13 protein-coding genes are annotated in these 12792 nt (G+C 57.9%); 10 read left to right on the forward strand and 3 right to left on the reverse strand.

All coding sequences use genetic code 11. The features are described 5' to 3' along the window. Positions 1–147 precede the first annotated feature (147 nt). Positions 148–969, forward strand: coding sequence for an ion transporter (locus AC13DD_RS17425; protein WP_014578224.1), 822 nt, complete (start codon positions 148–150; stop codon positions 967–969). Between the two features lies 1 nt (position 970). Here AC13DD_RS17425 and AC13DD_RS17430 read toward each other — a convergent pair whose 3' ends face one another. Beyond that, positions 971–1342: a SirB2 family protein gene (locus AC13DD_RS17430; RefSeq protein WP_041645567.1), complete on the reverse strand. Its 372-nt coding sequence runs from the start codon at positions 1340–1342 to the stop codon at positions 971–973. Between the two features lie 122 nt (positions 1343–1464). On the opposite strand from AC13DD_RS17430, the gene AC13DD_RS17435 reads away from it, so the two are divergent. Continuing rightward, complete coding sequence (locus tag AC13DD_RS17435) at positions 1465–2649, forward strand: NnrS family protein (protein ID WP_273085739.1); 1185 nt, start codon at positions 1465–1467, stop codon at positions 2647–2649. 8 nt (positions 2650–2657) lie between these two features. Here AC13DD_RS17435 and AC13DD_RS17440 read toward each other — a convergent pair whose 3' ends face one another. Then, entirely contained in the window at positions 2658–3173 is a 516-nt protein-coding gene (locus tag AC13DD_RS17440) for an SRPBCC family protein (protein WP_482931528.1), read from the reverse strand. Positions 3174–3396: 223 nt separating this feature from the next. Here AC13DD_RS17440 and fabA point away from each other — a divergent pair, with 223 nt between their 5' ends. Both fabA and fabB read left to right on the forward strand, forming a co-directional pair. After that, positions 3397–3906: a bifunctional 3-hydroxydecanoyl-ACP dehydratase/trans-2-decenoyl-ACP isomerase gene (fabA, locus tag AC13DD_RS17445; protein ID WP_008169354.1), complete on the forward strand. Its 510-nt coding sequence runs from the start codon at positions 3397–3399 to the stop codon at positions 3904–3906. Positions 3907–3917: 11 nt separating this feature from the next. Further along, positions 3918–5129 carry a beta-ketoacyl-ACP synthase I gene (fabB, locus tag AC13DD_RS17450; RefSeq protein ID WP_008169352.1) on the forward strand — a complete coding sequence of 404 codons (1212 nt, stop codon included), beginning with the start codon at positions 3918–3920 and terminating at the stop codon, positions 5127–5129. A 6-nt stretch (positions 5130–5135) separates the two neighbouring features. Here the strand turns inward: fabB and AC13DD_RS17455 are convergent, their stop codons facing one another. Further along, positions 5136–5492, reverse strand: coding sequence for a helix-turn-helix transcriptional regulator (locus AC13DD_RS17455; protein ID WP_014578227.1), 357 nt, complete (start codon positions 5490–5492; stop codon positions 5136–5138). A 158-nt stretch (positions 5493–5650) separates the two neighbouring features. Here AC13DD_RS17455 and trhP point away from each other — a divergent pair, with 158 nt between their 5' ends. The 6 genes from trhP (at position 5651) to AC13DD_RS17485 (ending at position 12790) form a co-directional block, all read left to right on the forward strand. Beyond that, complete coding sequence (trhP, locus tag AC13DD_RS17460; RefSeq protein ID WP_053112987.1) at positions 5651–6970, forward strand: prephenate-dependent tRNA uridine(34) hydroxylase TrhP; 1320 nt, start codon at positions 5651–5653, stop codon at positions 6968–6970. Positions 6971–7446: 476 nt separating this feature from the next. Further along, positions 7447–8895 carry a Fe-S cluster assembly protein SufB gene (sufB, locus tag AC13DD_RS17465; RefSeq protein WP_008169346.1) on the forward strand — a complete coding sequence of 483 codons (1449 nt, stop codon included), beginning with the start codon at positions 7447–7449 and terminating at the stop codon, positions 8893–8895. 195 nt (positions 8896–9090) lie between these two features. Continuing rightward, entirely contained in the window at positions 9091–9864 is a 774-nt protein-coding gene (gene sufC / locus AC13DD_RS17470; RefSeq protein ID WP_008169344.1) for a Fe-S cluster assembly ATPase SufC, read from the forward strand. 12 nt (positions 9865–9876) lie between these two features. Then, positions 9877–11163, forward strand: coding sequence for a Fe-S cluster assembly protein SufD (gene sufD, locus AC13DD_RS17475; protein WP_008169342.1), 1287 nt, complete (start codon positions 9877–9879; stop codon positions 11161–11163). A 6-nt stretch (positions 11164–11169) separates the two neighbouring features. Further along, entirely contained in the window at positions 11170–12423 is a 1254-nt protein-coding gene (locus AC13DD_RS17480; protein WP_014578230.1) for an aminotransferase class V-fold PLP-dependent enzyme, read from the forward strand. A gap of 13 nt (positions 12424–12436) precedes the next feature. After that, complete coding sequence (locus tag AC13DD_RS17485; RefSeq protein ID WP_008169339.1) at positions 12437–12790, forward strand: HesB/IscA family protein; 354 nt, start codon at positions 12437–12439, stop codon at positions 12788–12790. The last annotated feature ends 2 nt before the right edge of the window (positions 12791–12792 follow it).

The raw sequence follows: 12792 nt of genomic DNA on the forward strand, positions 1-12792 counted from the left end.
AATATTTCTGATCAGGCTGAATAAATCCTGCTAATTACACCCAGCGGGGCACCTTGCACAACGAACGACCCTTGTTGAGGCTATCCAATTCTGTCCCGGCCCTTTAGAATTCGGCCTTCCCCGAATCTTCTGGAGCCGTCGCCTGCCATGCCGTCCCAACTGAACCCCGCCTCCGGTTTCGAGAAACTCCGCCGCATTGAGTCCAGCAAGGTTTTCCAGGGCGCAGTCATCACCATCATCATCCTGTCGGCACTGACCATTGGCGCCAAAACCTATGATCTGCCGCCCCTGGTGGAGAAGTCGCTCATCGTGATGGACAACGCCATCACCCTGTTTTTCCTGCTGGAAATCCTGTTCCGATTCGGTGTGTGCGCCAACAAGAAACGTTTTCTGTTCGACGGATGGAACCTGTTCGATACCCTGGTGGTCATCGGCAGCCTGATTCCTCTGGATAACTCCGAAGCGGTTCTGCTGGGACGTCTGTTGCGGGTTTTCCGGGTGTTGCGCCTGGTGTCGGTGGTTCCGGAGCTCCGGTTCCTGATCAACTCGCTGCTAAAAGCGATTCCGCGCATGGGCTACATCGCCCTGCTGATGTTCATCATTTTCTACATTTACGCGGCCATGGGTTCGATGTTCTTCGCCAGCGTGGACGAGGAGCTCTGGGGCGACGTGGCCATTGCCATGCTGACACTCTTCCGGGTGGCTACCTTCGAGGACTGGACGGATGTGATGTACGCCACCATGGAGCAGTATCCGCTGAGCTGGGTTTTCTACATCACCTTCATATTCCTGACGGCGTTTGTTTTCCTGAATATGATGATCGGGGCAATCCTGGAGGTTATGAGTGAGGAGCAGAACGCCAAGCAGGCCCAGAAGGCCCACGATGAGCGGGACGAAATTGCCCGCCAGCTCCAGGCCGTTCAGGTACAACTGGCGGAGCTGACGAAGCAGATCAGCGAAAAGCGCTGACTCAGAACGGCTTGGCCAGGGCCAAATGAAGAATGGCCGTAACCTGCACCAGGGCCAGTACCGCCGCGGAAATTCGAACGGGCTTTCCGAGGGTGGTTTTCAGAGCGAACACGCCAGCAATAATGTAGCCGACCAGTAAGACAATTTTGGCAATCAGCCAACCCGGCATGGCCGAAGCGTACCCGGCCACAAAAACCAGAGAGATCGCCGCCACCAGCAAAATGGTGTCGTTGATGTGGGGAATAAACCGCAGCGGTGTCTGTCGCCACCCAGGTCTTCCGACGGCGTCCAGGAGCAGACGCAGGGCAAAGAGTGTGATGGTGAGGTACGCGGTGGTCACGTGCAGGTGTTTCAGAATCATGTACGCGGTCATGAAAGTTCCTTAGTTAACAGGCGTTTTGCCGCATTGTACGCAATCTACCTACAAGCAGGTATGGTTAACGCGGTTGTCAGGGTTTAACATATACACAGAATACATGTATATGGGAGACATCTATGCGGGCCATTCCTACTTCCCCTGAACGGGCGCCGGTCAGCGTCAGCCAATTATTTTCCTACCCCTTTCGGATTTTCTTTCTGTCCATGACCGTTCTGGCCCTTGCCGTCATTCCCCTCTGGGTGATGCAGGTCAATGGTGTTATCAGTCTTCCACTGGCCATGCCCGGGTTATTCTGGCACCAGCACGAGATGTTGTTTGGCTTTCTGTCGGGAGCGATCGCGGGGTTCCTGTTAACCGCAGTGTGTGTCTGGACCCAGACAGAACGAACTCATGGATTCAGATTGGTGCTGCTCTGGGGCGTCTGGCTGGCCGGCCGTGTACTGCTGGCAACCGGTGCTGACCTGCCCTTTTGGCTGGTTCAGGGAGTAAACCTGGCATTCCTGCCCCTGGTGATGGTGGATGCCGGCTGGCGTATCTGGCACGCCCGGCAAAAACGACAACTGATGATCATGGTGGTACTCGGCCTGCTTTGGCTGATGCAGATCGGCTTTGTCACCCGCCTCGACATGGCCTTCAGCTATGGTGCCCTGATCATGGCCATGGCACTGATCAGTATTGTCGGTGGCCGCATCACTCCGGCGTTTTCCACCGGCTGGTTGCGCCAGAGGGGACTCGACAGCAACGCTGTAAAGACCATTCCCGCGCTGGACATGGCAACTGTATTCAGCCTGATTCTGCTGATGGCATCCCTGGTGACTGGCTGGCAAACCGTTACTGGTTTGCTGGCGCTGCTGTCCGGTGGGCTTATGCTGGTGCGTCTGGCGGGATGGAAGGGCTGGCTCGTACGCCAGGAGCCCCTGCTCTGGATTCTGCACCTGTCCATCCTGTGGGTGCCGGTGTCCCTGTTCCTGCTCGCGGGCACACTGTTCGCGGGCTGGCCGTCCAACGCGTGGAGTCACGCCGCCGGAACCGGCGCGGTCGCGTGCCTGATTCTCGGGGTCATTGCCCGGGTCGCCCTCGGCCACAGCGGCAGACCATTGGTGCTGCCCAAAGGCATGGTGCTTGCGTTCGTTGCAATTCATCTGGCCGCACTGATACGGGTGCTTACCGCCTTCGAAATCATTCCCTGGCACCCCGGCATTGGCAGCAGCACCCTGCTCTGGTTGTTTGCCTTCGGTATGTTCCTGTACCGCTACACCGGCATCCTCGCCAGCCCCAGACCCGATGGTCGTGAAGGCTGAACCGCTGGTCAGGCAGCCAACTCCTGCCTGACCAGCAACTCGAACCTTGCCCTTGCCTGGCGGAACCGGCTGGCAGGGAAGTGAATACTGATTCCTTCCAATGCCGCCAGAAGCATCTCAAGATGAGCATCCCAGCCCGCACAGGCAATCGGCACCACCTCATCATCAGGCAGCAATAATGTCAGCGACAGGCGGGTTCCCTCGTCGATGGGATCAAGGTCCCATATCAACGGACGCTCGGGGGAATCACCCGAACTCCAGGAATAGGCCAGGCGACGATTCGGCTGGCAATCCGTGACCCGACAATCGATCGGCATACCACTGTTACCGAAATCCAGCTGAACCCGACCGCCGGGCCTGGCATCCAGCGTTCCAGGTGCCAGCCACTCCGCCAGACACACCGAGTCTGTCAGCATTTGCCAGACTCGTTCAGGCAAGTGCCCGGTTTCTCTTTCAAGACGTACCAAAACCCGGTCACCCTCGCGCCGAACCTTGCCTGCGATAATTTCATCATTCCCGGACATACGCCCTCCTTGCCAGTTTCGAATCTCCGGATGTCACAGAACGGACTTCTTATGGATGATTGTATTCGCGGGGTCGCACAAGCACCTTGATGACCATCAAACGGGGTTAACAGACGAGTTCGGGGAACTTCAAACCGGCAATCATCCACTAAAGGTCAATAGCAGCTCCCGAAATTCGAGCTAAAGTATGAGGAAATCATTTTGTAACAGAGACACTGGCACTATGAACCCGGATCATTTTGATAAAGAAGACCTGATCAAATGCGGCCATGGCGAGCTCTTCCCCGGCTCCATGCGCCTGCCCATCAACGAGATGCTGATGTTTGACCGCGTCACGCACATTGCGGACGACGACGGCCTGTACGGCAAGGGCAGCCTGGTAGCGGAGCTCGACATCAATCCGGACCTGTGGTTCTTCAAGGTGCACTTCGTTGATGATCCCGTGATGCCGGGCTGCCTCGGCCTCGATGCCATGTGGCAGCTGGTAGGCTTCTTCCTCGCCTGGGGTGGCGGTGAAGGCAAGGGCCGCGCATTGGGCGCCGGTGAAGTGAAGTTCACCGGCCAGGTCTTGCCGACGGCCAAGAAAGTCACCTACCGTCTGGATCTCAAACGCGTGATCAGGCGCAAACTGACCATGGCAATTGCCGATGGCCGGATGGAGGTAGACGGCCGGGAAATCTACACAGCCAAAGACCTGCGGGTCGGCATGTTCACCTCGACCGATGATTTTTAGGAGTTAACAGGATGCGTCGTGTTGTAATCACCGGTATGGGCATTGTTTCCAGCCTTGGTACCAACCAGAAGGAAGTCGCACAGTCACTCAGGGAATCCCGTTCTGGCATCGGCTTTAGCGAAGAAGCCCGGGACAATGGTCTGCGCAGCCACATCTGCGGCCAGATCAACCTGAACCTGCCCGAATTGATTGACCGGAAACTGTGGCGTTTCATGTGCCCCGCTTCCGGTTACACCTATCTGGCGATGCTTGAGGCTATCGAGCAGGCCGGGCTGACCGATGAGCACATCAAGGCCGACACCACTGGTATCATCTTTGGCCAGGGCGGCGCCTCGACGGTTGAGCTGCTGGATTCCATCGATACCCATCGCGACCGCGGTATCCGCCGTGTCGGGCCCTATCGCGTGCCGCGCACCATGGGCAGTGCGATCAACGCGTCACTGGCAACCGGATTTGGCATTCGCGGCATCAACTACGGCATCACCTCTGCCTGCGCTACCAGCGCGCATTCGATCGGCCATGCCGCCGATCTGATCGCTCTCGGGCGCCAGGATGTCATGTTTGCCGGCGGAGGCGAAGACATCCACTGGACCCTGAGCCTGCTGTTCGATGCAATGGGCGCCCTGTCGACGAAATACAACGACACGCCTGAACTGGCGTCACGCACCTATGACGCGAACCGGGACGGCTTCGTGATTTCTGGTGGTGGCGGTGTGTTGGCCCTTGAAGCGCTGGAGCACGCAGAAGCGCGGGGCGCAAACATCCTGGCAGAGCTCGTCGGCTTCGGTGCAACTTCCGATGGCGCCGACATGGTTGCCCCGAGTGGCGAGGGCGCAGTGCGCTGCATGAAGCAGGCAATGAAGAACCTGGATGGCGAAATCAGCTACGTGAATACTCACGGCACCAGCACCCCGGCCGGAGACATCACCGAGCTGAAAGCATTGAAAGAGACGTTTGGCGACAAGATCCCGCCGCTGAGCTCCACCAAACCCCTTTGCGGCCACGCTCTTGGCGCGGCGGGCGTACACGAGGCTATTTACAGCCTGATCATGCTGCGTGAAGGCTTTATTGCTCCATCGGCAAATATCCAGGACCTTGATGAAGGGGCCGAAGGCTACCCGATCGTTCGGGAACGCATGGATAACCAGAAACTGGACCTGGTGATGAGCAACAGCTTTGGCTTTGGTGGTACCAATGCCTCACTGGTGTTCAAAAAAGTCTAATCCGGATCAGGATAGCCTGACAGAGCGGTATTCAGCCGGGGATGTCCCCATCCAGCGCTTGAAAGCCCGGCTGAATGCGCTCAACTCCGAAAAACCGAGCTGCTCGGCAATCTCCACCAGCGGTTTGGTCCTGTCCTGCATGTAGGTCAGCGCCTGCCTGCGGCGAACATCCTCCAGCAAACGGGCGAAGGTCAGCCCTTCACGCTTCAGTTTCTTGTGCAACGTGTAGCGGCTCATATGCAGCTGCGACGCCACGACTTCCACACCAACTTTGCCACGAGCAAGCTGAACACTGATCAGGGAACTGACCCTGACACTCAGCGAAGCCCGCGCCACCTCTGGCGTCAGAGGCTTTGATGCCATCCTGAATTCCTCCTTTGCAACGCTTCGGCCCGAAAAGCCCGAACCGTGAGCGTACACATGTTAGCCGAAAACAATCAATAAGACCTTTGAGCAGGATCAAGGGAACGGCCGACGGCATACGGCAGAATGCCCCGTTTTCAGAATCGCCCGGAGCCACTATGAAAACCCCGGAACTGCTCGCCCCCGCGGGCACCCCCGAACACCTTGAAACCGCCTTTGCCTATGGCGCCGATGCGGTCTACGCAGGCCAGCCGCGCTATTCGCTGAGAGTAAGAAACAACAGTTTCAAAGACGTTGCAGCGCTTGGCGCGGGCATTGAACGGGCCCACGAACTGGGCAAACAGTTCTACCTTGTCTCCAACATAGCACCTCACAACGACAAGGTGCGGTCCTATCTGAGGGATCTGGCGCCAGTACTGGAACAAAAACCCGACGCGCTGATCATGTCGGATCCCGGCCTGATCATGCTGGTGCGGGAAAAATGGCCAGACCAACCCATCCATCTTTCAGTACAGGCCAACGCGGTGAACTGGGCCACGGTAGAGTTCTGGCGGCGTCAGGGAATCAGCCGAGTCATCCTCTCCCGTGAACTGGCCCTGAATGAAATTCGCGAGATCCGCGAACGGGTCCCGGAGATGGAGCTCGAAGTCTTCGTTCACGGCGCCCTGTGCATGGCTTATTCTGGCCGCTGCCTGCTCTCGGGTTACATGAACCACCGGGACGCCAACCAGGGCGCCTGCACCAACGCCTGCCGCTGGAACTACAAACAGGTCCAGCACGGCCACGACCAGACCGGCGACCTGATCGCCACCTGTGGCGGCGGCGACGTACAGGAAGTGGCACCGAAAGAAATCCTGCTGGAAGAGCCCAACCGCCCGGGCGGATTCATACCCGCCTATGAAGACGAGCACGGCACCTACATCATGAACTCAAAGGATTTGAGAGCCGTTCAACACGTTGCTGAACTGGCAAAGATGGGCGTTCATTCCCTGAAAATTGAGGGCCGCACGAAGAGCACCTACTACGTGGCCCGCACCACCCAAGTCTACCGTCGCGCCATCGACGAGGCGGTGCAGGGCAAGCCGTTCGACATGAACCTGATGGACGAATTGGAAGCCCTCTCCAACCGGGGCTATACCGAAGGCTTCCTGCGCCGCCATATGCCCCGGGAATACCAGACCTACGAACAGGGCTCCTCATTCCTTGGCACCCAGCAGGTGGTTGGCACCATTACCGGCAAGGATGACCAGTGGCTGACCATAGACGTGAAGAACAAATTCGCCCCCGGCGACCAACTGGAACTGATCAGCCCGGCCGGCAACATCCGGTTCTCGGCTAATGTCATGGAGAACCGAAACGGCCAGGCCATGGACTATGCGCCGGGCAGCGGGCATATCGTGCGGATTCCAAAACCGGCTAATCTTCCACAAACTCTGGAGCACAGCTACCTCACCAGACTCCTGGCTACCGGCGACTAGCAATTAGTCTGAGGCGCCAAGCGGGATTGCCTCCCAAAACCGTGCATTGCCATGGATGGCAATGCCGAGCCCCCAGGGATGGGTTCACGGCGTGTTTTGGGAGGCAATCCCGCTTGGCGTCCTTCTCAAAAACTCCAGTCCTGCAAGAACCTGACTATCAGCCTCATTACCACCCTCTTAGTGCCCCAAAGGCCGATTAAGGTATAATCACCCCACGTTCAAATTAATACCTGACTATTTTACTCTGGTATTGTATAATCGCTGCCCAGAAGCGATGGATTCAAGCTGCTTTTCTGCTTAATTATCAGCATCAGCTTTGGAAATCCGTCATCCAAAAAGCGATTGCAGGGCGTACTCACAGGATGAGCGATCACTGCAACACCCAAACTGATGACATCCGATCGACAGCCCATTCATGAGGCTGCCGGCGACACCAAGGGCGCAAGCCCGCGATGAGAGAATACGGAGCGACGATCATGGCGACCACCGACACCGAGGTGAACGAGCTGATCAAACGGGAATACGAATACGGATTTGTAACAGACATTGAATCCGACACATTCGAACCCGGCCTTAATGAAGACGTTATCGCCCGCCTTTCCGGCCTCAAGAAAGAACCGGAATGGATGCTGGAGTGGCGGCTGAAAGCCTACCGTCGCTGGCTCGAGATGGACGAGCCGGACTGGGCCCATGTGGGCTATCCGAAAATCGACTACAACTCGATTTCATATTACTCCGCGCCCAAGCGTCCGGAAGACATGCCCCAGAGCCTGGACGAAGTGGATCCGGAACTGCTGAAAACCTACGAAAAGCTGGGTATCCCCCTGCACGAGCGTGAAAAGCTGGCGGGCGTGGCTGTTGATGCCGTCTTCGATTCGGTTTCCGTAGCAACAACGTTCAAAGAGCCACTGGCCAAGGCCGGCGTTATTTTCTGTTCCATCTCCGAGGCGATCCAGGATTACCCGGAGCTGGTCAAAAAATACCTGGGCTCGGTAGTGCCTGCTGGTGACAACTTCTTCGCCGGCCTGAACTCGGCGGTCTTCTCCGACGGTACCTTTGTCTATGTACCCAAGGGCGTTCGCTGCCCCATGGAGTTGTCCACCTATTTCCGCATCAACGCAGCCAACACCGGACAGTTCGAGCGTACTCTCATTATTGCCGAAGACAGCAGCTACGTGAGTTACCTTGAAGGTTGCACCGCGCCCATGCGGGACGAGAACCAGCTGCACGCTGCGGTTGTTGAACTGGTGGCCCTGGACGACGCCCAGATCAAATACTCCACCGTGCAGAACTGGTACCCGGGTGATGAAGAAGGTAAAGGCGGCATCTTCAACTTCGTCACCAAGCGTGGCGCCGCCATCGGCAAGAACTCCAAGATTTCCTGGACCCAGGTCGAAACCGGCTCCGCGGTCACCTGGAAGTATCCGAGCTGTGTCCTGCGTGGCGAAAACAGCGTTGGTGAGTTCTATTCCGTGGCACTGACCAACAACTACCAGCAGGCCGACACCGGCACCAAGATGATTCACCTGGGCAAGAACACCTCCAGCACAATCATCTCCAAGGGTATTTCCGCCGGCAAGAGCTCCAACGCTTACCGCGGCCTGGTGAAATTCGGCCCCGGGGCGGAAGGTGCACGTAACTTTACCCAGTGCGATTCGCTCCTGATCGGCGACCGCTGCGGCGCCCACACGTTCCCTTACATCGAAAGCAAGAACAAGTCGGCCATAGTAGAGCACGAGGCAACCACCTCGAAGGTCAGCGACGAGCAGATGTTCCTTTGCCGCCAACGTGGTATCGACCCGGAACAGGCGGTCTCCATGATCGTGAACGGCTTCTGTAAGGAAGTGTTCAAAGAGCTGCCCATGGAGTTCGCTGTCGAGGCCGGCAAGCTACTTGAAGTTAGCCTCGAAGGATCCGTTGGTTAACAGGACGGCAAGCACAAAAGTATCGCAGAAGCCGTCGGGCAGGCCCTTCCGGGATCGTCGAAATCAGGGATGATTTCGTCGAGCGTACAGGGATGTATTTACAGCGTATCCCGGAAGGGCCTGCCCGATGGCTGACTTCGCCCAGTTAGGGGCAGGCAACAGAATTCAGACGGTTAAATGAGAGAGACGCTACAAATGCTGAGCATCAAGAACCTGCACGCATCCGTTGAGGGCAAAGAAATCCTCAAGGGCATCAACCTGGAAATCAAGGCCGGGGAAGTTCACGCCATCATGGGCCCCAACGGCTCTGGTAAGAGCACCCTGTCGCAGGTGCTGGCAGGCAACGAAGCATTTGAAGTTACCGAGGGTGAAATCACCCTGAACGGCGACAACCTGCTGGAACTTGAAACTGAAGAGCGTGCCCGCGAAGGCATTTTCCTGGCGTTCCAGTACCCGGTGGAGATCCCCGGGGTGAGCAACCTGCAGTTCCTGCGCACCGCCGTGAATGCCATGCGCCAGCACAAGGGCCAAGACGAGATGAACGCGGCGGAGTTCATGAAGCTCGCCAAAGAAATTTCCAAGCAGGTGGATCTGGATCCGGCGTTCCTGAAGCGGGGCGTCAACGAAGGCTTCTCCGGTGGTGAGAAGAAGCGTAATGAGATCATGCAGGCCCTGCTGCTGCAGCCGAAGCTGGCAATTCTCGACGAGACCGACTCCGGGCTCGATATCGACGCCCTGAAGGTTGTTTCTGACGGCGTGAATGCTCTGCGCGCGGAAGACCGCGCCATCCTGATGGTGACCCACTACCAGCGTCTGCTGAACCACATTGTGCCGGACTACGTGCACGTTCTGGCGGGCGGCAAGATCATCAAATCCGGTGGCCGCGAGCTGGCGCTGGAGCTGGAAGAACGCGGCTACGGCTGGCTGGGCATCAAGGATGAAGAAACTGCCGACAGTTCAGCCAACTAAGGAGGTCGCGGAATGAAACCAGCACCCACTCTTTCCACCGCGTTCCTGCACCCGGCCGGGCAGTCCCTGCCGGAGCCCCTGCTCGCCCTGCGTAAGCAGCGTGGAACCGCTCTGGTCGACATGCCCTTGCCGACCCGGAAAACCGAAAACTGGAAATACTCCAGCAAGTACTTGAAGCTGACCGACGACATGGCCATCTCCCTGCCGGCGGATGGCAAGACCGGCAGCGGCCTGGCAGTGCCCGGCTACAAGGTTGCGTTCCTTAACGGTGTAATGATGCCAGAGGCCTGCGAATATCCGGATCTGGACGGCATCAGCATCAAGAGCTTCGGCGATCTGAGCGATGAGGAAGCCAGCGATCTGGCGGATCGCCTGGACAGCACCCTGGACAACAAGGCGGTTCAGATGGCCCGGCTGAATTCAGCCCGTTTTGAAGACGGCCTGCTGATTCGCCTGAAGCCGGACGCAGTGCTCGACCAGCCGCTGTTCATTGTTCACGAGGTAACGGCCGAGGCCAGCGGTTCGGCTTTCCCGCGCATTTTCGTGGATGCCGGCCGTCATAGCCAGATTACGCTGGTGGAGGAGTACATCTCCAGCGGCTCGGCCCAGGTCATGGTCAATACCGTCACTGAATTCAATGTGGCCGACGGCGCCAACATCACCAGCATTCGCCTGAACATGGAAGGCGAGAACGTCCAGCACATTGGCTCCACCGGCGTCCTGCAACAGCGCAGCTCGCGGTTTGAAAGCCATACCGTTGGGTTTGGTGGCCCCCTGCGCCGGCACGATCTGCAGGTTCGGCTTGAAGGTGAAGGCGCTGAGTGCAAGCTCAACGGGGTAGTTGTTACCCAGGGCAAACAGCACTACGACAACCACACCACCATCGAGCACGTGGCTGCCCACTGCAACAGCGAAGAAACCTATCGGAATATCGCAGCGGACCAGTCCCACGCCGTGTTCAATGGCCGGATTCATATCCATCAGGACGCCCAGAAGTCCAATGCGGATATGAACAACAAGAACCTGCTGCTGTCCAACGGGGCAGAGATTGACACCAAGCCGGAACTGGAAATCTATGCCGATGACGTGAAATGTGCCCATGGCGCGACCATCGGCCAGCTTGACGAAATCTCGCTGTTTTACCTGGTTTCACGGGGTATCGGCCGGCGTCAGGCGAACGTTCTGCTCACCATGGCCTTTATCAACGAGCTGGTCGAGCAGATTCCGGTTGAAGCAGTGCGGGAGACGGTCCAGGGCCGTCTGAACCACTTCTTCGAACAGACATTTCAGGAGGCGTAACCGGTTATGACCGATCTGTCCGTGGCAAGCACCGCCAAGCGCACCACCTTCGACGTGGACGCGATTCGCCGGGATTTCCCGATCCTGTCCCAGCAGGTAAACGGAAAGCCCCTGGTGTATCTGGACAACGGTGCGTCGGCCCAGAAGCCGGAGGCTGTGCTGGATGCCATGGATCGGTATTACCGTGAGATGCACTCCAACGTCCATCGGGGCGCCCATACGCTGGGAGACCGTGCGACCTCCGCCTTCGAGGGTGCCCGCGAGACGGTTCGAAACTTCCTGAACGCCGAAAGCACCCGGGAAATTATCTGGACCCGCGGCACGACCGAGGCCATCAACCTAGTTGCCAATGGGCTCGCCCCGCGCCTGAAGGCTGGTGACGAGATCCTGGTGAGCCACATGGAACACCACGCCAACATCGTGCCCTGGCAGATGATTGCCGAGCGCACGGGTGCGAAAGTGGTGCCTGTTCAGGTGACACCGGAAGGCGAGCTGGACCTCGAGTCCTTCACCAGCCTGCTCAATGAGAAGACCCGGGTGCTGGCAATCACCCACGTTTCCAACGTGCTTGGCACGGTGAACCCGGTGGCGGCCCTGATTGAACAGGCCAAGGCCCACGGCATCATCACCCTGGTGGACGGGGCCCAGGCGGTACCTCATTACCAGCCGGACGTTCAGGCGCTGGGCTGCGACTTTTACGTGTTCTCATCGCACAAGCTGTTTGGCCCCACTGGTATTGGCGTGCTTTACGGTAAGGCCCAGTTGCTGGAGGAAATGCCTCCCTACCAGGGCGGCGGCGAGATGATCGAACGAGTGTCCTTTGAACGGACCACCTGGAATACCCTGCCCTATAAATTCGAGGCAGGCACCCCGGCCATTGCCGAGGCAGTCGGACTGGGAGCCGCCATCGACTACCTGAACGGCCTGGATCGTTCCGCCATGGAAGCGGCCGAGACCGCCCTGCTTGAGCGGGCCAACCAGCTGGTGGAAACCGTACCCGGCATGGAGATTATCGGTACGGCAAAAAACAAAGTGCCGGTTATATCCTTTAAAATTGCGGGCCTGCACCCCAGTGATATAGGCACGCTGCTGGATCAGCAGGGAATTGCGATCCGCACCGGCCACCACTGCGCCATGCCGCTGATGGATTTCTATGGAGTTCCCGGTACAGCCAGGGCTTCATTCGCGTTCTACAATACTCTGGACGAGGTGGATACATTGTTTACCGCCCTGCAGAAAGTCCAGCGTCTGTTTGCCTGATGGAGGTGGAATTATGACAGCCGAAGTCTTCACCCCGACCGTCGCCGTCACCATGACGCCCAGCGCGGTCAAGCACGTGCGCAAACAGCTGGAGAAAAAGCCGGACGCCAAGGGCATTCGGCTGGCCATCAAGAAAAGTGGCTGCTCCGGCTTCAAATACGAAACCCAATGGGTGGAAGACACCGCCGCCGACGACAAGGTGTTTCACATTGATGGCGTCGATGTTTTCGTGAAAGAAGAGCATCTGCCGCTGGTGAACGGCATCGAGATCGATTTTGTGACGGAGGGCGTGAACTCCATGTTCCAGTTCCGCAATCCGAACGCCACCGCAGAGTGCGGTTGCGGCGAGAGTTTTACCGTCGCGTAATC

It is taken from the genome of Marinobacter sp. L-13 (genome assembly GCF_056857715.1).